Source organism: Dokdonella sp. GW821-FHT11D02 (assembly GCF_058808595.1).
Genome location: NZ_CM179520.1, coordinates 2,110,522 through 2,131,181 on the forward strand (window position 1 = coordinate 2,110,522; position 20,660 = coordinate 2,131,181).

General features: G+C 70.5%; 13 protein-coding genes. 2 read left to right on the forward strand and 11 right to left on the reverse strand.

Features of this window, described 5'->3' with window-relative positions; translation table 11 throughout:
- Positions 1–88 precede the first annotated feature (88 nt).
- The 3 genes from AC3QL3_RS08885 to AC3QL3_RS08895 all read right to left on the reverse strand — a co-directional run bounded on the left by AC3QL3_RS08885 (position 89) and on the right by AC3QL3_RS08895 (position 4,224).
- Complete coding sequence (locus AC3QL3_RS08885; protein WP_492898114.1) at positions 89–2,824, reverse strand: protein kinase domain-containing protein; 2,736 nt, start codon at positions 2,822–2,824, stop codon at positions 89–91.
- Positions 2,814–3,413 (reverse strand): ECF-type sigma factor, encoded by a 600-nt coding sequence (locus tag AC3QL3_RS08890; RefSeq protein WP_492898116.1) that lies wholly within the window; start codon positions 3,411–3,413, stop codon positions 2,814–2,816. Before AC3QL3_RS08890 ends, AC3QL3_RS08885 begins: the two co-directional genes overlap by 11 nt.
- 82 nt (positions 3,414–3,495) lie before the next feature.
- Positions 3,496–4,224: a hypothetical protein gene (locus AC3QL3_RS08895; protein ID WP_492898118.1), complete on the reverse strand. Its 729-nt coding sequence runs from the start codon at positions 4,222–4,224 to the stop codon at positions 3,496–3,498.
- A 208-nt stretch (positions 4,225–4,432) separates the two neighbouring features.
- Here AC3QL3_RS08895 and AC3QL3_RS08900 point away from each other — a divergent pair, with 208 nt between their 5' ends.
- Both AC3QL3_RS08900 and epmA read left to right on the forward strand, forming a co-directional pair.
- Positions 4,433–5,407, forward strand: coding sequence for a DUF2268 domain-containing putative Zn-dependent protease (locus tag AC3QL3_RS08900; protein WP_492898120.1), 975 nt, complete (start codon positions 4,433–4,435; stop codon positions 5,405–5,407).
- A 103-nt stretch (positions 5,408–5,510) separates the two neighbouring features.
- Entirely contained in the window at positions 5,511–6,500 is a 990-nt protein-coding gene (epmA, locus tag AC3QL3_RS08905; RefSeq protein WP_492898122.1) for an EF-P lysine aminoacylase EpmA, read from the forward strand.
- A 4-nt stretch (positions 6,501–6,504) separates the two neighbouring features.
- Here epmA and AC3QL3_RS08910 read toward each other — a convergent pair whose 3' ends face one another.
- The 8 genes from AC3QL3_RS08910 to AC3QL3_RS08945 all read right to left on the reverse strand — a co-directional run bounded on the left by AC3QL3_RS08910 (position 6,505) and on the right by AC3QL3_RS08945 (position 20,646).
- Complete coding sequence (locus AC3QL3_RS08910; protein ID WP_492898124.1) at positions 6,505–7,281, reverse strand: hypothetical protein; 777 nt, start codon at positions 7,279–7,281, stop codon at positions 6,505–6,507.
- Positions 7,282–7,410: 129 nt separating this feature from the next.
- A complete protein-coding gene (locus AC3QL3_RS08915) occupies positions 7,411–8,727 on the reverse strand; it encodes a sensor histidine kinase (RefSeq protein ID WP_492898126.1) in 1,317 nt (438 codons plus the stop codon).
- Positions 8,727–10,121, reverse strand: coding sequence for a sigma-54-dependent transcriptional regulator (locus AC3QL3_RS08920; RefSeq protein WP_492898128.1), 1,395 nt, complete (start codon positions 10,119–10,121; stop codon positions 8,727–8,729). Before AC3QL3_RS08920 ends, AC3QL3_RS08915 begins: the two co-directional genes overlap by 1 nt.
- A gap of 40 nt (positions 10,122–10,161) precedes the next feature.
- Positions 10,162–10,839, reverse strand: coding sequence for an ABC transporter ATP-binding protein (locus AC3QL3_RS08925; RefSeq protein WP_492898130.1), 678 nt, complete (start codon positions 10,837–10,839; stop codon positions 10,162–10,164).
- 29 nt (positions 10,840–10,868) lie between these two features.
- Complete coding sequence (locus AC3QL3_RS08930) at positions 10,869–13,286, reverse strand: ADOP family duplicated permease (protein ID WP_492898132.1); 2,418 nt, start codon at positions 13,284–13,286, stop codon at positions 10,869–10,871.
- A gap of 73 nt (positions 13,287–13,359) precedes the next feature.
- Positions 13,360–15,777 (reverse strand): ADOP family duplicated permease, encoded by a 2,418-nt coding sequence (locus AC3QL3_RS08935; RefSeq protein ID WP_492898134.1) that lies wholly within the window; start codon positions 15,775–15,777, stop codon positions 13,360–13,362.
- Positions 15,778–15,795: 18 nt separating this feature from the next.
- Positions 15,796–18,192: an ADOP family duplicated permease gene (locus AC3QL3_RS08940; RefSeq protein ID WP_492898136.1), complete on the reverse strand. Its 2,397-nt coding sequence runs from the start codon at positions 18,190–18,192 to the stop codon at positions 15,796–15,798.
- 33 nt (positions 18,193–18,225) lie between these two features.
- On the reverse strand, positions 18,226–20,646 hold the full coding sequence (locus tag AC3QL3_RS08945; protein ID WP_492898138.1) for an ABC transporter permease: 2,421 nt from the start codon (positions 20,644–20,646) through the stop codon (positions 18,226–18,228).
- Between the last annotated feature and the right edge of the window lie 14 nt (positions 20,647–20,660).

The window sequence follows — 20,660 nt, forward strand, 5'->3', positions numbered from 1 at the left end:
CGTAATTCGGGGCCGCCAGGGATCACGGTGTGTCGATGGAGCGCGTGCCAGCCTCGGGCCGGCAGGTACGGCGCAGGCGCCGAGCGATTCAGCGCGCCTGGCGCAAGGCGCGGATGCGCGCGAGCACGGGCGAGGCCGCGACGAACTTGCCGTCGACGCCGGCGAGAATGGTGTCGGCCAGTTTCGCCGCTTCTTCGGCGCGGCCGTGCGCGTGCAGCCACTGCGCGCGCGGCAGCTGGGCCAGCGCGATGCGCGGGTCGCCGGCGGCGAACACGCCGGTGGCGCCGGCTTCGGCCTCTTGCAACGCGGCGAGCGCCGCTGCGTCGCCGTCGCGTTGCAGGCGCGCCAGCGCGCTCGCTTGCTTCCACTGCCACGACGGCTGCGGCTTGAGCGCGGCGCGATAGGGCGCCACTTCGTCCAGCACGGCCTCTGCGCCGGCGCGTCCGCACGAGGCGAGCCAGAGCGCGCGTTCGACCTTGGTCGCGTTCAAATCGGCGTCGTCGGGTTTGTTGCGCGCGGCGTAGAGCGACGCGGCCGCCGTCAGCGCCGCATCAGTTCCGTCGACGCAAGCGGTCAGGCCGAGGATGAATGCCTGCATGCGCAGAAAACGCGCGAGGATGTAGTCCGCCGCGCCGCGGCGCCGCGCGTCGGCGACGGCTTCGGTGATGGCGCGTTCGGCGCGCTCGGCGTCGCCGGCGAGGGCGGCGTTCTTGGCGAAGTTCTGCCGCCAGATCAGCAGCGAGTCGTCGTCCTTGGACACTTTGCGCGCCGCGGTCGAGAAAATCTGCTCGTACAGCGGCAGCGCTTCGATCGAGCGCCCCGCCTCGTACAGCATGGTCGCGTACTGGTCCAGCGACCAGGCGCCGCCGCGACTGTCCATGTCGCCGGCGCGGCGGTGCTGCTCGTGCGCGCGCAGGAATAACGGCTCGGCTTCCGCGAAGCGGCGCGCCAAGGTGAGGGTGTTGGCCAGCGTTTCGAGGCTTTGCGCATACTCGGCGTGGTTGTCGCCGTCGACGCGCGCACGCAGCTCGACCGACTCCTCGAGCAGCGCGACGGCATGGTCGTAGTTGCCGCGGTTTCGTTCGAGCCAGCCGTAGTTGCCCAAATCGATCGACAGATTCACGCTGTCGGGTTCGAGCTTGCGCATCAAGGGCAAACTGCGCTCGAACAAGCGCGCCGCCGCGTCCGGCTGGTCGACGCCGAGCACTTTGGCCGCGGTCAGGGTCAGCTTCACGCGCGCCGGCGAATCCTCTGCGGCGTTTTGTTCGAGCAGGCGCAGCGCTTCGTGCACGTAGTCGAACAGCCGCACGCTTTCGGTGTAGCGCAAGGACATGTCGGCGTCGTCGATCAGCATCTGCGCCAGCACCAGCGGCCGGTGCTGGCCGCGCTCCAGCGCGATCGCTTTGTCGTACAGCGCGCGTGCGCGCTCGTGCTGGCCGATCACGAACAAGACCTTGGCCAGCGCCGCCGACATCTGCGCCTGCGTCGCCGGCTTGTCGGCGAGATCGCGCTCGACCCGCAGCAGGGCCTGGTCGAGCAGGGTCGCGATGGAGACGGTACCGCTGCCGGCGTCGGGATTGGCGCCTTCGAACACCGAGGTCAGGAACAGGCTGGTTTCGCGCGCGGCCGTCTCGGAGGCGCGCGCCTCGCTCTCGGCTTGGCGCGCGCGATCGCGTTCGGCCAGCGCGCTCTGCTCGGCCGCCTGCGCACGGCGGTTTTCGGCGATGACTTTCCAGGTGAACAAGGCCGACAACAGCACGATACCGGCGACGATCACCAACGCCAGCCAGTGACGCCGCAGGAAGCGCGCGCTGCGATAGCCGGCGGTGGCCGGCAGCGCGCGCACCGGGCGATGCGTGCGCAGGCGCGCGAGGTCGTCGCACAGCGCGTCGACCGAGGCGTAACGCGCGGCCGGGTCTTCGCGCATCGCCATCGCGAGGATGGCGGCCAGTTCCGGTCCGGCCGCGAGCTTGGCCGCCTCGAGCATGCGGCGCAGCACGACGCCGAGGCTGTAGATGTCGCTGGCGACGCGGACGCGCTCGCCGCGGCGCTGCTCCGGGCTGGCATAGCCCGGCGTGTAGCCGGGCGAGCCGTCGGCGGCGGTCTTGCCGGCGTCGTCGGCGACGCGCTCGGCCAGCTGCGCGATGCCGAAGTCGAGCAGCATCGGCTGGCCGCGCGTATCGACCAGGATGTTCGGCGGCTTCAGGTCGCAGTGCACGATCAGCTGCCGATGCGCATGGCTGACCGCCGCGCAGGCGGCGACGAACAGGTCGAGCAGCGCGCTCAGGCCGGGCTTGTGCTCGCGGCAGTACTCGTCGATCGGGCGGCCGGCGACGTATTCCATCACCAGATACGGCTGCCCCTGCGCGCTGGTGCCGCCGTCGAGCAGGCGCGCGATGTTGGGGTGGTTGAGGTTGGCCAGCAGCTGGCGTTCGCGCGTGAAGTTCGCGATCGCCGCACTGCCGGCGACGCCCTTGATGAATTTCAGCGCGGCGGTCTGCTCGTAGCTGCCGTCGCCGCGCTCGACGCGATAGACGCGGCCCATGCCGCCGTGGCCGATCTCGGCGACCACGCGCCACGCCCCGAATGTTGCGCCGACTTCCGGCCGCGGCGCCGGCACGCTGTCGAGCACGCGGTTGCGCGCGGCGGTCAAGGCGCCGGTGCGGTCGCGGTCGCCGGCGGCGCACAGGGCGAGCACTTCGGCGGCGAGGGCGGCGTCGGCACCCAGCTGCGTCAGCGCTTCGCTGCGTGCGGCCGGTTCGAGATCGGAGACGGCGTCGTAGAGCGCACGCAGCCGCAGGTAACGCTCGGCGTCAATCGCCATCGGAACCGTCGCCGATCGCGCGCAGCAGCCAGGAACGCGCGAAACGCAGATCGCGCTTCACGGTCGGCACGGAAACACCGAGCACGGCGGCGATCTCGTCCTGTTCGAGCCCGCCGAAATAGGTCAGGTGCATGACTTGGCCGCAGCGCGGATCGAGCGCTTCGAGCGTGGTCAGCGCCTGCTCCAGCGCGAGCAGATCGACCGCCACCGCCGCGTCGTCGGCGGCATCCACGCGCGACAGGCTGACCTGCACGCAATCGCCACCGCGCTTGTCGGCGGCACGCGCACGCGCGCGATCGACCAGGATCGAACGCATCGCCAGCGACATGGTGGCGAAGAAGTGCGCGCGATTGGCGAAGTCCATCGGCGACTGCATCATCCCCAGCGCCGTCTCGTGCACCAGCTCGGTCGGCGACAGCGTGGCGGCGCCGTTCTGTCGGTCCAGGCGCTGCATGGCGATGCGTTTGAGAGCGGGGTAGGCCTGTTCGATCAAGGCCGAGAAAACGCGGCCGTCTCCGTTGCGCCATTCGTGCAACAGCTGGGTCAAGTCAGGGCTGGAGACGGCGGGGCCGGTTTTTACTGCACTCATGGAATCCCCCGGCCAAGTCTAGCAACCGGCCCGGAAAATTCCTCGCGTTTTATACTTTGCGCGGTCGCCCCGGCGAGCGGACTCAGCGCGCAGCGCCCTTGTCGGCCTCGTCGTCGCCGCTTTCGTGCAGGCCGCTCGAGCCGAGTCCGATGCCGGCGCCCAGGCCCATGCCGGCGCCCATGCCGCCACCGCCGCCACCCGCGCCGCGGCCGCCGCCGCCTTTCGCATCGCCTTCGCCCTTGCCGCGGTTGCCGCCACCACCGCCGCTGCTGCCGGGGCGAGTCGGTCCTTGGCGCGGAATCGCAAGGCCGGCCGGCACCGCGTCGAGATCGAGCGCTTCGCGCACGAAGTCGCGCAGCGAAACGACCAGCTCGTGGGTGTGGATCGGGCGGCCCTCGGCCAGCTCGGTCGCGGCGCGCGCGGCGAGCCGCACCTGTTCCTCGGTGCCGAGCAGGATGATGTCCGACAGCGCCGCCTCGACCGCATCGCGCATGCGCCGCGCGCGATCGCTGCCGGCCGGCGCGCCCGTGTCCGCGGCGTCGTCCGCGACCGGCTCCGCCGTGCGGCGGCGCAGATCGCGCAGATGGGTGGGATCGACCGCGAGGTTGCCGCTGAACGAACCGCCGAGCGTCTTGTAAGCCGCGATCAGCGTGCGCAGGCGCTCGTTGATCTGGCGATTCTCGCGCTCGCGCCGCTGCTGGATCGTCTGCATCGCGAGCAGGCGGATGCCGACGCCGATCAAGGTGATCACGGCGATGCCGAGCAGGGTCGACAGCAGGGCCTGCCAGGAGCTGAAGTCGAGGTTGCGCATGGGCGGAGCCGGCCGGATGGATAGGGCAGTGTAGTGCGGGCCCGGCGCCTTCACCTCTCCCGCTCGCGAGAGAGGTCGACGCGCGTAGCGTGTCGGGTGAGGGCAATCGGTGTGCCGCACCTCACGCCTGCCCAGACGCGCCCTTTAATCCTTCCCGAGCGGATGCGCATCTGAGCCGCATCCTCTTCACTCGGCCAGGATCGATCGCATGCGTCTTTCCGTTTCGCTCTTGTGTGGCATCGCGCCGCTCGCGCTCGGTTTGTCTTTGTCTGCGTCCGTCTGCGCCGCAGCCGCGCCGCGAGTGATCAGCGAAGACGTCGGCCGCTTCTGGAGCGTCTACGACCGCGTGCAGCGCGAATCCGATCCGGCGCAGAAGCAGCGTCTGCTGCAAACCGAATACCTCGACCGCGGCAGCCCAGGCCTGAAAGCCTTCGTCGAGAAGAAAGGCTGCACGGCGGACAAATACCGAGAGGCGTTGGAACGCTATCCGCGTTTCTGGAAATCGGTGCGGGCCAACACGTCGGCGATCGACGTGCCGTCGATCGATCGGGAACTGGGCAAGTTTCGCGCGCTCTATCCGCAGCTGCGGCCGGCCAGCGCGTACGTCGTGATCGGCTGCATGACGTCCGGCGGCACCACCGAGGGCGACAAGGTGCTGATCGGCGCCGAGATCGCGACCGGCAACGAACGCGTTGACTTGTCCGAACTGCCGCCGGCGCTGCGCCAGCGCCTGACCACCTATTTCGCGACCCAGCCGGGCAAGAAGCTCGGCCTCCTGATGGTGCACGAGTACGTGCACACGCAGCAGCCGGATGGTTCGCACGCGACTCTGCTCGGGCAGGCGCTGGGCGAGGGTGGCGCCGACTTCATCGCCGAAAAGGTCACCGGCAAACTGCCCGAGCTGCCCTACGTGAGCTACGGTCCGGCGCACTCGCGCGAGATCTTGCGCGAGTTCGCCAAGGACATGGACAAGACGGCTTACGGGAAATGGCTCTACAACGACACCGACAACACGTTCGGCGTCGCCGATCTCGGCTACTACGTCGGCTACGCGCTGTGCCAGGCGTACTACGAGCGCGCGGCCGACAAGCGCGCGGCGATCGGCGACATCATCCGCTTGAACTATTCCGATCGCGCCGCCGCGTACGCGTTTCTCGAAGCCGCCGGCGGGCTGCCGCGCTGAATCGTGCGCGGCGCGTGTCGCTTGCGAGCGATGCGCGCCGCGGACGGTTGTGGTCGCGCGGCGATTGCGTCATCGTCGCCGCATCGTAGTCGAAGCGACCTTCATGCCGTCCGAGCCGGCCGCACCCTCCCGTCCGAACCGAATCGAAGCCCGCGACGCGCTGCAACTGCGCGCGCGGCTGTACACCCGCCTCCGCGCATTCTTCGCCGAGCGCGGCGTGCTCGAAGTCGAAACGCCGATCTTGAGCGTCGCCGGCAACACCGAGCCGAACATCGAGAGCTTCGTCACCGGCTTCGGCGGCCACGTCGACGCCGGCTCGCGCGAGCGCTGGCTGCGTACCTCGCCCGAATATCCGCTCAAGCGCCTGCTCGCCGCGGGCGTCGGCGACTGCTACGAACTCGGCCGCGTGTTCCGCAACGGCGAGGCCGGGCGCCGCCACAATCCCGAATTCACCATGCTGGAGTGGTATCGCGTCGGCTGGGACCACCACCGCCTGATCGAAGAGACGGTCGAGCTGGTGCAGGCCGCGCTGGCCCTGCTCGGCCGCCGCGTCACGGCGACGCGGCGCAGCTATCGCGAATGGTTCACCGTCGAACTCGGTCTCGATCCGTTCACCGCTTCGATCGAACAACTGCGCGCACCGCTTTCCGACGTGCGCATCGACGGCGCTCATCTCACGCGCGACGACTGGCTCGATCTCTTGATCACCCATCGCCTGCAACCCGGCTTTGCGCGCGACGAGGTCAACGTGATCTATGACTTCCCCGCCTCGCAGTGCGCGCTGGCGAAAATCCGCGCCGGCGAGCCGCCGCTGGCGGAGCGCTTCGAGCTGTATCTCGGACCGTTCGAGCTGGCCAACGGCTATCACGAACTGCACGACGCGGCCGAGCAGCGCGCGCGCTTCGAGCGCGACAACGAACGCCGCCGCGAGCGCGGCCAGCGCGAGTTGCCGCTGGACGAGCGCCTGCTCGCCGTGCTCGACGCGATGCCGGCTTGCGCCGGCGTCGCGCTCGGTATCGAGCGGTTGCTGATGGGGTTGGCCGAGACCGACGACATCCGCGACGTACTCGCGTTCGCCTTCGCGGACGCCTGAAGCGCTAGGGCTGCTCGAAGCCGTTGCCGAACACCGGCGTGTGCAGTTCCCAGCCGAAGTTGGCCAGCGGATTGCCGTTGAACGAGCCCATGCTGCCGGGCGGCCGGTTCCCCACGGTGTCGCCGGAAATGCTGGTGAGGAAGTAGCGATCCTGCGAGCTGCCGACGTCGGCCGGTGTGAACACGCCGGCACCGAGATTGTTCATCTGCGCAAGCGTGGTCGAGCTACCGCCGTTGTCGTAGAACTGGCAGGCCCACACGATCGGCGCGCCGGCGTCGAAGGCGAGGCCGTGGATCGGCTTGACCGGCAGGGTGACGGTCTGCACGTTGTTCGCGGCGAGGGTGATCGGAGTGGAGAAGAAGATCCGGCCCAAGCGCGTGCCGGGTCCGCCGCCGTCGCCGTCGTTGCGGAAGAATTCGAGCGTCGGCCGCACGTCGACGTCGACGCCGTTGCGGTTGTAGGTGGTGAACACCAGTCCGTCCAGCTGCACCGCGCTGCGCCCGCCGGCGGACAGGGTCAGATCGTCGCAGACCATCGGCGTGACGATGTTCCCGCCGCTCTGCACCGCGCCGGAAAACCAGGCGCCGGAGCCGCTGTAGTTGCTCACGTTGGAATAGGAAACGTCGCCGCCGACCACGGCGGGTGCATGCATATGCTGTTGCTGCGGAAAGGCGATTTCGGCGCTGGCGATTTCGACCTCGAACGGAGCGTCGGTCTGGGCGTGGAGATTGGCGGCGCCGAGCAGGGCGAGCACGGCGAGCGCAAGGGGATGGCGAAACATACGGGACCTCTTCGAAGACATCAGGGGCTGCGCTCGGGTGAGTGCAGTCCGCCGGCTACGTCGAAGCAGGCGATTGGATGACATCGGTCGCGCGGCGAGGGCGCGCGACTTGCTCGAACGCGGACGCCCTCAGTGCAGCGGCAGATGCAGCCGCGCCACGCAGCCGCGCGCGTCGGCGCGGTTCTCCAGCGTGAGTTCGCCACCGTGCTGTTCGACGATCTGCCGCGCCAGCACCAGGCCGATGCCCGAGCCGCCCGGCTTGGTGGTGAAGAACGGCACGAACAAGTTTTCGCTCGGCGGCAAGCCGGGACCGCCGTCGATCACCTCGACGATCAAGTCGCCGCTCTCTTCGCGCCAGCGCAGCGCGACGTCGCCGCCGGTGGTCAGCGCGGCATCGGCGGCGTTGCGGATCAGGTTGATCAGGGCTTGCTCGATCTGGTCGGGATCGAGCTCGGCGCGCAGCTCGGGCGCGGCGCCGATCTTCACTTCGACGCGCTGCTCCAAACGCGCGCTGCGCCGCGCCAGTTCGTCGAACGCGACCTCGCGCCGGCTCGGCGGCGGCAGCCGCGCCAGCGCGGTGTAGCGCGCCATGAAGCGCGCCAGCGCTTCGGCGCGATCGCCGATCACTTCGAGTCCGCTGCGCGCATCGCTGCGCCAATCCTCCGGCGGCGGTTCCATCGCGATCAGCTTGGCCACGGTCGCCGCCATCGAACGGATCGGCGCCAGCGAGTTGTTGAGTTCGTGGCCGAGCACGCGCAGCAGGCGTTGCCAGGCGAGGCGTTCTTCTTCGCGCAAGGTGCGGCTGAGATCGGTCACCACCAACAGATCGTGGCGGCGGCCGTCGGCGCGGAAGCGTGCGTGGCGGATCTCCCAGCGGCCGCTGCCGCCGGGGAAGGCGTGTTCGATCACGCGCGAGTTGTCTTCGTCGAGAAAGCCGGCCAGGCCGAGCGCCTGCGCCGAACGCCCGTCGAGCGCGGCCGACGGCTGCCCGAGCAGGCGGCCGGCGGCCGGATTGGCCAGAGTCAGAAATCCTTCGGCGTCGAAGCTCAGCACGGCGATGTCGAGCGCCGCGATCACCTTGGTCAAGAGCGCGCTCTGCTCCTCCACCGCCAGGCGCTGCTCGCGCAGGGTCTGCGCCAGCGCATTGATCTCCCACACCACTTCGCCGACCGCATCGCCGCGCTGCGCGCGCGAGCCGCGCAGGCTGTAGTCGCCTTCGCGCAAGGCTTCGAGCAGGTTGGACAAGGTGTAGAGCGGAAACACCGCGCGCCGCTGCAGGGTGAAGGCGAGCACGAAGGTGGTCGCCGCGACCGCGAAGAACGCGGTCAGCGCTTTCCAGCTGGCGTCGAACGCGAATTCGGCGGCGGCGGCGAACGCGAGCAGACCGGGCAGGGCGACCAGGAGCAGGCCGACCAACAGACGCCGTTCATAGCTCCAGCGCGGCATCAATCGCCGGACTCGATGCCGTATTTCTGCAAGCGTCGGTACAACGAAGGGCGGCTCAAGCCGAGCAGGCCGGCGGCGCGCTGGATGTTGCCGCCGGTGCGTTCGAGTGCTTGCCGCACCATGCGTTCCTCGGCTTGCTCGACCGTCAGCGACTCGCTCGCCGCCAGCGCGGCGGCGCCGCTGATGTCGTGCGGCGCCGGCGGCTTCAAGTTCAGCGCGTCTTCGTCGAGCTGGGGAGCGTCGGCCATCAAGGCGGCGCGCTCGACGATGTGCGACAGCTCGCGCACGTTGCCGGGCCAGCTGTAGTTCTGCAGCGCGCGCAACGCGGACGGCGCGAAATGCAGGCCCTCGCGCTGGTAGCGCGCGGAGAAACGCGCGAGGAAGGACTGCGCCAGCTGGGCGATGTCCTCGCCGCGCTCGCGCAGAGGGGGGAGGTGCAGCTCGACCGTGTTGAGACGGAACATCAGATCCTTGCGGAACGCGCCGCGCGCGACATCGGCGGCGAGATCGGCGTTGGTGGCCGAGACCAGGCGCACGTCGACCTTCAGCGTGCGCGAGGAACCGACGCGTTCGAGTTCGCCGTCTTCGAGCACGCGCAACAGTTTCGGTTGTTGTGCCGGCGGGATGTTGGCGATCTCGTCGAGGAACAAGGTGCCGCCGTCGGCGAGTTCAAAACGGCCGATGCGGTCGCTCTTGGCGTCGGTGAAGGCGCCGCGCACGTGGCCGAACATTTCCGCCTCGAACACGCTTTCCGGAATGCCGCCCATGTTGACCTTGACGAACGAAGCGGCGGCGCGGCGCGACGCTTCGTGCAGCTTGCGCGCGATGACGCCCTTGCCGGTGCCGTTCTCGCCCAGGATCAGCACGTTCGCATCCGACGGCGCGACGCGTTGCAGGGTCGCCAGCAGCGCGCGCATCGGTTGCGAGGTGGCGACGAATTCCTCGTCGTCGCCGGCGCGCAGCAAGGCGTTCTCGGCGGCGAGCCGGCGCTCGTTGCGGCGCGCCTGACCGAGCGCGAGCTGGTTGCGCACGACGCTGACCAGGCGCTGGTTGTCCCACGGTTTCTCGACGAAGTCGCCCGCGCCGAGCCGCATCGCCTCGACTGCGAGGTCGATCGTGCCCCAGGCGGTCATCACGATCACCGGCAGTTCGGCGTCGACTTTCTTCAGTTCGCGCAACAGATCGAGCCCTTCGGCGCCCGAGGTGGTGTCGCGGGTGTAGTTGAGGTCGATCAAGGCGGCGTCGAAACGCTGCTTGCGCGAGGCTTCGACCGCCGCGGCCGGACCGTCGACCGCGCTGCAGCCGATGCCTTCGGCCTTCAGCAAGAGGCGCAGCGCCTCGCGGATGTCGCGCTGGTCGTCGGCGATCAGCAGATTGGGAGTGAGAGTGGCCATGTGTCGACGGTTGCGCGATCCGATGCGAGTGCGGCGGGGACTATACCGCGCCGGCCGGTTTCTCGATCCAGCCATCGGCCAGCCGCACCACACGCTGCGCTTCGTGCGCGAACGCTTCGTTGTGGGTGACCTGCACGATCGTCATGCCGCCCTTATGCAGCTCGTGCAACAGATCCATGATCGTGCGCGCCTGGCTCGAATGCAGCGCGCCGGTCGGCTCGTCGGCGAGCAGCAGGCGCGGACGGGTGATGACCGCGCGCGCCACCGCGACCAGCTGCTGCTGGCCGCCGGAGAGCTGGCTCGGAAACAAGTCCTTCTTGCCGACGATCTGGAAACGATCGAGCAGGTCGGCCACGCGCGCGGCGCGCTCCTTCGCCGGCACGTCGCGGTATTGCAGCGGCAGGTCGAGATTCTCCGACACCTTCAGATCGTCGATGAGGTGGTAGTGCTGGAAGATGAAGCCGATCTTCTCGCGCTGCAGGGCCTGGCGCTGCTTGGGGTTCAAGGTTTCCACTTGAGTGCCGTCGAGCGTGTAGGAGCCCTGCCATTCGTGATCCATCAGGCCGAGCACGTTCAACAGCGAACTCTTGCCGGCGCCGGACGGCCCCATCACGCTGATGAATTCGCCTTCGCCGATGTCGAGGCCGACATTGCGCAACACCCACGTGCGGCCGCCGGCGAGCGGGAAGGATTTTTCGACGTTTTCGAGACGGATCATCGGGATTTCCTGAAGCGAAGAAGACGGGTTCATTCGTTGCGCAGCGCGACCACCGGATCGGTCGCCGCGGCGCGCCGTGCCGGCAGCCAGCACGCCGCGATGCCGACCGCGCCGAGCACGGCGGCGACGCCGGCCAAGGTCGGCGGATCGAACGCGCCGACACCATACAACTGCGAAGCGAGCAGGCGCGTGGTCAGATAGGCCAGCGGCAGCCCCATCGCGAGGCCGACGCCGATCAGCAGCAGGCCTTGCCGCAGCACCGTGCGCAAGATCCGCGCGCTGTCGGCACCGAGCGCCATGCGCACGCCGAATTCCGGCACGCGCTGACGTACCGTGTAGGCGAGCACGGCATACAGGCCGACGCCGGCCAGCAGCAAGGCGATCACGCCGAGCAAGCCGAGCAGGGTGTTGAGGCGCTCGCGCTCGTGCAGGGTGTCGGAGATGAGCTGGTTCAAGGCGACTACGGGACCGATTGAATCGGCCGGTGCGATCTGGCCGGCCAAGGCTTTCAGCGGCTCGACCAGCGAGCTCGGCTCGACCGTCGTGCGCAGCACCAATGCGGCGTGCGGCGGCGCCGGATCGGGCTGGTAGATCGAGGGGCGATCGGGCGCTTCGTCGAGCGAGCGCTGCTTCAGCGTCGGCACCACGCCGAGGATGGTCACCTCGCGCTCGGGCGTGTCGGCGCCGGTGGAGATCTTGAAATGACGTCCGATCGGATCGGCGTCGCCGAAGTGCCGCTTGACGAACAACTCGTCGACGATCGCGACCGGCGCGCGCGCACGCACTTCGGCGGCATCGAAGTTGCGTCCGCGTAACAGCGCCACGCCGAGCGCGCCGAAGTAGCCGGCGTCGATCTGCTGGTTGTAGCCGACCGGCTTTTCCTTGATGTCGTCCAGCCCGGGCGGCACGTAGTTGGTGGTCGCCATGCTGGTGCCGAACGGCACCATCGCGCCGAGCCCCGCGGCCGAGACACCGGCGAGATCGCGCGCGCGTTGCGCCAGTTCGCTCAGGCGCGCGTTGCGCAGTTCCGCCGTCGCGTCGTCGGCAACCAGATCGTCGAGGCCGGCGTAGAGCAGATGGTCGCGTTGGAAGCCGACGTCTTGCGCGAGCAGGTTCTGCGAACTGCGCAGCAGCACGCCGATGCCGAACAAGAGCGCGACGGTCAACGCGACCTGCGCCACCACCAGCGACTTGCGCGCCGTCTGCGCCAGCTGACCGGCGGTCTGGCGCGAGCCGCCGTGACGGATCACCGCGTTGAGATTGCCGCGCTGCACCGACAGGCCGGCCACGACCAGCGCCACGCACAGCGCCAGCGCGAGCAGCGACAGGAGAGCGAGCGTGGGCAGGTCGATGCCGATCGCCTGCGGCGTTCCGCCCGGCAGCAGGTCGAGATGGCGCAACAGCGCCAAGCCGCCCGGCAACAGCGCACAACCGAGCAGCACGCCGGCACCGCACAACAGCGCCGCTTCGATCGCGGCCGTCCACGCGCGCCGCGAAGGCGAGGCGCCAAGGGCGGCGCTCAGCGCCGCTTCGTGCCGTCGCGCCAATGCGCGCGCGAGGAATAGATTGGCGACATTGGCCGCCGTCACCAGCCACACCAGCGACGCCGCCAGCAGCATCAGCAGCAAGGCCGTGCTGCGCTCGCCGATCCAAAGCACGCGCAAGGGCTCGATGCGAAGCTGGATGTTGTTGCCGAAGGCGTCGTCGAGCTCCGGCATCGCCTTGGCGATGGTCGTCACTTCGTGCTGCGCGGCAGCAGCATCGGCGTCCCCGCGCAGGCGGCCGATGACCAGGGTGCCGTCGAAGTTGCCGGCGCGCGAACGCGCGCGTTCCTGCTCGCTGAAACGCAGCGGCAGCCATACTTGCGTGCTGCGCGAAGGAAACACGAAGCCTCGCGGCAGCACGCCGGCGACGCGGTAGTCCTCGCCGTCGATGCGCAAGCTGCGGCCGATCGCATCGGCCGCGCCGGCGTAGCGCTGCTGCCATTCGTCCCAAGACAAGATCGCGCTGCGAGCCGCGCCCGCGGCGACGTCTTCCGGGGCGAACAGTCGGCCAAGCGCCGGTTGCGCGCCGACCAGGCCGAGCAGGCCCGGCTCGACCAGGGCGATTTTCAAGGAGCCGCTGCGCCGGCCGGCTTCGTCGCGCAGGGTCGATTGACTGGTGCGGTAGGCGGCGACGCCGTCGAGCGTGCGCGCGTTGTGCGCGATTTCGTCGCGCAGCGGGATCGACAATCCGATATCGAACGGAATGCCGAGCACGCGCGAGCCGAGCGAAACCAGTCGTTCCGACTGTGGATACGGCAGCGGCTTGTACAAAAGTCCGTAGACCACGCTGAACACGCAGGCCAAGGCGCCGAAGGCGAGGCCGAGCAGCAGCACCGAGGTCAGGCTGAAGGCCGGCGCGCGCAGCAGGCGGCGGAAGGTGTAGCGGAAGTCGGCCATGCTCATCGCATCCATCGTCGGCAGGAGAAATTGAGGCTCGCGTGCAGCGCGCGCGAACGAGATTCGTGTGCGCTGCGCATCAGTCGCTGCGCAGCGCTTGCATCGGCGCGGTGCGCGCGGCGCGCAGCGCCGGCAGCGCGGTCGCGGCGAGTCCGGCGCAGAGCAGCACCAGCAAGGTCGCCGACAAGGCCCACGGATCGGCCGCGGCGACGCCGAACAGGAAACGTTCGAGCAGGCGTCCGGCGGCGACCGCGGCGACCAGCCCGATCGCCAGACCCAGAGCGACGTCGCGCAGACCGCTGCCGAGTACGCCGCGCAGCAGGCGCGCCGGCGCCGCGCCGAGCGCGGCGCGCACGCCGAACTCGCGCTGGCGCGCGGCGACCGCGACGGCGGTCACCGAATACAGGCCGATGCCGGCGAGCAGCAAGGCGAGCGTTGCGAAGAGGCCGGTCAACGCGGCGTTGGCGCGTTGCACGGCGGTGGCATCGGCGACGTCGCGCTCCAACAGGCGCAGGCCGGCCACGCCTTGGCGCGCGTCGATCTCGCGCAGCGCCGCGCGCATGCGCTCGGCATACGCGGCCGGTTCGCCGTCGACGCGCACGGCCACGTTCAGCGGCACGAACTGGCGCACCAGGCCGAACAGGCCGTCGGGAACCTGCGCCAGTGGCACGTAGTAGGTCGGCGGCGCTTCTTCCTGCGGGCCGAACTTGTGCACGTCGCCGACGACGCCGACGATGCGCATCTCGGGCATCGGCAGGTTTTCGCCGTCCTCGACCTTGATCGATCGTCCGAGCGCGTTGCCGTTGAGGTATTGCCGCGCGAACGCGGCGTTGACGATGGCGACGGGCTCGGCGCCGGCGCGATCGGCATCGGCGAAGTCGCGGCCGGCGACCAGCGGAATGCCGAAGGTCGCGAACGAATGCGCGCTGACCGCAGCGTACTGCGGTGCCTCCGGCGCCGAACTGCCGTCGGGCAGGCGGACGGAAACGTTGAATTGCGAGCCGATCGGCAAGCCCGTCGTCAGCGTGACGTCGCGCACGCCCGGCTCGGCGCGCATCCGCTCGAGCAAGCGCTCGACCAGACGCTGCACCGCGGCGGTGTCGGGATACAGCGCCGGCGCGGGATTGAGGCGGAAGGTCAGGACGCCGCGCGCGTCGAAGCCGAGATCGACGCGCGAGAGCTTCCACAGCGAATGGGCGAGCAGCGCCGACGTGGCGAGCAGCAGCGTCGCCAGGCTGGCCTGGGCGATCACCAGCGTGCGGCTGAAGCGCTGCACGCCGGCACTCGGACCTGCGCGCGTGCCGGCGGCGAGTTCGCTGGCCGCGCCGGTGCCGCGACTGCGCCAGAGACCGAACGCGGCGGCGATCAGCGCGACGGCGATGGCGGCGCCGAACGCGAATGCGACCGTGCCGGCGTCGATCAGGCCGGTTCCTGCGCCGATCCAATCCGGCGGCAGCCACGCGCGTGCAAGCTGCAACGCAACGGCGGCGAGAGCGAGGCCGCCGAGCGCGCCGGAGAATCCGATCGCCAGGCCCTCGCCGAGAGCGGGCAGCGCGAGCTGCGCGGCGGAGGCGCCGAGTGCCGAGCGCACCGCGCCGTCGCGTCCGCGCGCGAGCGCGCGCAGCAGCATCAGGTTCGACAGGTTGACCGCGACCAGCAGCAGCACGCCGGCAGCGCAGGCCAGAAACAGCAGCAAGACCGGCCGCGCCGTCGCGCTCAGGTTCTGCGCCAGCGGCATCGCCGAGAAACGCGGCCGCCACGATGCGTTGGCGAAGCCGAGCTCAGTGGCACGCGACTGCAGGCGCGCATCGATGGCCACGCCGGCCGCGGCCGGCGTGATGCCGGCGCCGAGGCGCGCGACCGCCAGCAAGTTGGTGGCGCGATCCTGGCTCGATGCCGGCAGCGCGAGCGGCAGCAGCACGTCGGCCGTGCCCTGCAGGCGGAACGTCGGCGGCAGCACGCCGATCACCGGCGTCGCGACGCCGTCCACCAGCACGCTGCGGCCGATCACGTTCGCATCGGCGCCGAAGTGGCGTTGCCAGAACGCATGGCCGAGGATTGCCGCCGGCGCGCCGTTGGGGCGATCTTCTTCGGCGGAGAAGTTGCGTCCGAGCGCCGGCGCGATGCCGAGCGCCGGCAGCAGGCCCGCGTCCACCGGCCAGGCGGTCACCAGCTCCGGATCGCCGCCGCCGGCGACGTTGACGTCCTTCGGCGCGAACATCGCGCCGAGGCGTTCGACGCCTTCGACGCCGCCCAGTTGCTGGTACTGCTGCGGCGAGATCGTCGACCACGGATGGCCGTCGCCCTTGTCGACGATGACGATCCGGTCTGGCTGCGGATACGGCGGCGGGGCCAGCAGCACCGCGTCGATCAGCGCGAACACCGCCGCGCCGGCGCCGACGCCGAGCGCGAGCGTGGTGGTGGCGAGCGCGGCGAATCCCGGTTTGCGCAACAGGCTGCGCGCGCTGCGGCGCAGTTCATCGAGCCAGGTGGTCATCGGCGGTTCTCCGCAAGGTCAGGACAGCGCTTCGCGCGGCGCCACCGCGCAAGCGCGCCGCGCCGGCAGCAGGCAGGCGAACAGGATCGTCACCAGCAGCAGCGCGGCGACGCCGGCCAAGGTCAACGGATCGTTCACCGGCACTCCATAGAGCAGGCCGCGCAGAAGTTGCGCGACCGCCAGCGAGAGCAGCAGTCCGGCCGCGATGCCGAGTCCGCCGGTGCGCAAGCCGCTGCCGAGCACGAGCTGGGCGATGCTGCGGCGCGTGGCGCCGAGCGCCTGACGCAGCGCGAATTCGTTTTCGCGGCGGCCGACCACGAAGGCCATCAATCCGTACAGACCGCTGCTCGCCAGCACCAGCGCGACCACGGCGAAGCTGCCGAGCAGAACCAAGTTGAAGCGCCGCTGCTGGGTCGCCTGCACGCGCAGCTCGGCCAGCGGCCGCAACGAATGCGGCAGATCTGCCGCGCTGCGCTCGAGCAGGCCGCGCAGCGCCGGCAGCATCGCGCCGAGAGGCGCGCTCGAACGCACCACCAGGTCGAAGTCGGTGAACGCCTTCGGGCGCTGTTCGAGGTTCACGTAGACGGTGCCGGTCGGCGTGCGTTCGAGGCGGCGTTCGTGCACGTCGCCGACCACGCCGATCACGGTCAGCGCGCGCATGTCGCCGTCCATGTTGCCGTACTGGATGCGCTGGCCGATCGGATCGCGGCCGGGCCAGGTCTGGCGCGCGACCGCCTCGCTGACCACGGCGACGTGCTCGCCGTCGGCGCGGTCGCGGCTGTCGAAACTGCGTCCGCGCACGAGGCGAATGCCGGCGGCGTCGAAGTAGCCGCCGCTGGCGATGCGGAATTCGGCGTAGCCGAGCTGCGGCGGCATGGCCGCGCCGATCTGCGTCACGCTGGCATCCCAGAACGCACCGTCGGCGCCGTCGCTGGTCAGCGGCAAAGCGTTCACGCCGCCGATCGCGTCGGCACCGGGCAGGCGCTTGATCTCGTCCATGAGGTTCGCAATGCGCTGCGTCATCGCGGTGTTCTGCGCGTCGTCGCGCGTGCCGGGGAACGACAGCCGCACGTCGATCGCGCTGTCGAGATCGAAGCCGGGATTCACGGCGAGCAGGCCGAGGAAGCTGCGCGTGAGCAGTCCGGCGCCGACCAGCAGCGCGGTGGTCAGCGCGGTCTGCGCGATCAGCAAGCCGCTGCGCGCCCACAGCTGGCGGCGGCCATCGGTCTGGCCGCGCCCCGATTCGCGCAGGCGCTGCGCCAGCGCCGACCCGTTGCCGGCTTGGGCGAAGCTGAGCACGGCGGCGATCAGCACCGCGCCGATCGCTGCGGCCAGCGCGGTGCCGGACGAGACGCCGACTTCGGCCGCGCGCGGCAAGGTGCTGCCGGCCAGGCGCACCAGCAGGTGGATCGCCGCCGTCGCGAGCGCGAGACCGAGCGCAGCCGCAGCGGCCGAAAGCAGCAGGCTTTCGAGAAAGGCTTGCTGGCGCAGCCGCCAGCGGCTCGCGCCGAGCGCGCTGCGCACGGCGAACTCGCGGCTGCGCGCGGCGGCCAAGGCGAGCAACAGGTTGAACGCGTTGCTGACCGCGATCAGCAGCAGGAGCAGGGCGCCGCCGGAAAGCACGAGCAGGGCGCTGCGCACCGGCGCCGCGATCGCCTGCGCCAGCGGCGTGACGCCGAAGGCGACCGCATTGGTCTGATCGCCGTACTGCTGCTTGAGTCGCGTCGCCAACGTATTCGCCGCCGCTTGCGCCTCGGCCAAGGCGTCGGGCGAGCGCAATAGGCCGATCGCCTTCCAGTTGTGCGCCGTGCGCGAAGGGCCGGAATCGACCGTCGGGTACGGCGCCCACACCGCGGCGCCCTCCGGGAACGCGAACTCGGCCGGCATCACGCCGATGACGGTGTACGGCTCGCCGGCGACGTCGAGGCGCGCGCCGAGCGCATCGGCGCGTCCGCCGAACAGGCTCTGCCACAAGGCGTAGCCGATCACCGCGACGCGCTCGCGTTCGCCGGCGGCGTAGCTGCGGCCGAGCTGCGGCTGCGCGCCGAGCGTCTTGAAGAAGCCGTCGCCGCTGAGCGCGATGACTGCGCGCGTCGATTCGCTGCCTTTGCCGATGGTGTCGGCGCCGGCGGCGTAGAACGCGGTCGCCTCCAGCGCCGGCACGTTGGCGACGAGGTCGTCGTAGTTCGGCTTGGCGAAGTTCATCGCGTGGCCGTCGTCGGCCAGTTCGTTCAACTGCACCACGCGATCGGCGTTCGGATACGGCAGCGCGCGCAGCAGCAAGGTGTCGACCACGGCGAGGATCGCCAGCGCCGCACCGAGCCCGCAGGCCAAGGTCAGAGTGGCGAAGCTGGCGGTGCCGAGGTGCGCGCGCAGGCTGCGCAGTGCGAAGCGGAGGTCCTGCATCGGGTTCATCGGCGGTTTCCGGCAAAAGAAAGGGAGATCGAATCAGCCATCGCGCAGCGCCTCCATCGGCGGCACGCGTGCGGCGCGCAGCGCCGGCAGCAGGGCGGCCGCGACGGCGGCGAGGCCCATTGCGGCGAGGCCGCCGGCGAGTGCACTGGGCAGGGCCAGCTCGCCGACGATGCCGCTGGTATCGAACAAGCGTGTCGCCACCGCCGCGAGCGCGAGGCCGGCGCCGATGCCGATCGCGCTGACGGCGAGGCTGTCGCGCAGGATCGTCGTCGCCAACCGCAGCGGCGTAGCGCCGATCGCCAGACGCAGACCAAACTCGCCGACGCGGCGGCGTTGCTGCAGCGAGGCCACGGCATACACGCCGAGCACGGCCAGCAGCAACGCGGCGCCGGCGAACGCGCCGACCACGCGCGCGAAGAAGCGCGCCGGGCGCAGTTCCACGGCGACGCGCTGGCCGAGTTCGAACTGGAGCGTCACGCTCTGGCGCGGATCGACGCTCCACAGCGCCGCGCTCATCGCCGCGTCGACGCCTTCCAGCGACGGCGCGGCACGCAGCAGGAAGGTCATCGCCACGCGCGGCGCCTGCGCGAACGGCACCAGCACTTCCGGCGCCGGCGGCGCGCGCAGGCCGTCGTTGCGAATGTCTTCGACCACGCCGACGACGCGGTAGCTCGTGCGTCCGCCGCGGCCGAGCGGCAGATCGATGTTGCGATTGAGCGGCGACGCATCACCGAACAAGCGGCGCGCCAAGGTGCGGTTGACGATCGCGACCGGCTCCGTGCCGGCACGGTCGTCGGCGCCGAAATCGCGTCCGGCCGCGAGCGGAATGCCGAGCACGTCGCGATAGTTCGGCGAGACGCGCCGCACCAGCGCCTGCACCGGCGTGTCCTCGCCGCCCGGCGTGCGCGCGTCGATGCGCTGCGCGGCGAGCTGGGTGATCGGCGCGCCGCTGGTCAAGGCCACACCGTCCGCGCCGGGCACGGCGGCGAGACGCTGCAACACTTCGTCGGCGAAGCGCGTCCATTGCGGCGGTCCTTCGCTGCCGCTGTCGGTGCCGAGGCTTTCGCGGAACAGCGCCAGCGCATGCACGCCATCGGCGCGGAAGCCGGCGTCGACGCGCTGCAGCCGCCACAGTCCGATGCCGAATCCGAGCGCGGCGATCAGGCTCAGCGTCGACAGCGCCATCGCCAGCGCCGGCAGCAGACGATGGCGTGCGCCGTCGCCGACCACGCCCTTGCCGCCGCCGCGGATCGCATCGCTGGGCTCGCCGCGCAAGCGCAGGCTGCCGCCGAGCGCGGCGACCAAGGGCGGCGCGAAGGCGAGCAGGGCGGCGGCGCCGAGCACGCGCCAGTCCATCGCGATGCCGTCGACGCGCGGCACGCTGCCGGCGGCCAGTTCGCGCAGCACGGCGATGCCGCCCAGCGCGAGCGCGATGCCCGCGGCGAGCGCGAGCAAGGCCAACAGCGACAGCTCCAGCAGCAGGCCGCCGCGCAAGCGCTTCGCGCTCGCGCCGATCGCCTGCATCACGGCGAGTTCGCGGCGGCGCGCGAGCTGGCGCGCATCGACCAGGATGGCGACGTTGGCGCAAGCGATCAGCAGCACCGCCAGCGCCAACGCGAACGCGCCCCACAGCGCGCCGCGCGCGTCACCGACGAGCAGATCGAGCAGACGGTTCGCATGCAGCTGCCAGCCGTCATTGCCGCCGCGGCCATGCGCTTCGTGCAACGCGCTCAGCTGCGAGGAGAGGGCGGCGTCCGCTTGCTGCAGCGAGACGCCTTCTTGCAAGCGCGCGACCGCTTGCAGGATGCGCTGGTCGAGGCGGCGCGCGCCGTCCTGCGGCAGCTCGCTTTGCAACAGCGCGGTCCACAGATCCGCTTCGCCGGTGTAGGCGGCGATCTGCGCCGGCATCACGCCGACGATTTCGAGCGGCGCATGACCGATCGCTTCGATGCGGCGGCCGAGCACGTCGGCGCGGCCGCCGTAGCTGCGCTGCCATTCCTCGTAGGAGATCACCGCCAGCGGCCGGCCCTCGCGGATATCGGCGTCGCTGGGCACGCGTCCGAGCACGGGTTGCAAGCCGAGCGTGGCGAAGAAGCCGGCGCTGACGAACTGCGCCGGGATTTCGCGCGCATGCCCTTGTTCGAGCACGCTGACGCCGGTCCACTGGAAGTAGCCGAACGCCTCCAGACCCGCGGTGCCGCGCGCCAGCTGCTCCGCTTCGGCCACGCTGAGCTGGGCGCGCGCGATCTGTTGCGCGGGATTGTCGGCACCGATCGCGACCAGCCGATCGCCGTGCGGAAACGGCAGGCCGCGCAGCAGCACGCCGTTGACGGTGCAGATCATCGCCACGGTGAAGCCGAGGCCGAGCGCGAGCATCGCGATCGCCGCGATCGAGAAGGCCGGCGCGCGCGCGAGGCGGCGCAAGGCGGAGCGCAGTTCGGCGATGTAGCTCATCGGCCGCGCTCCGT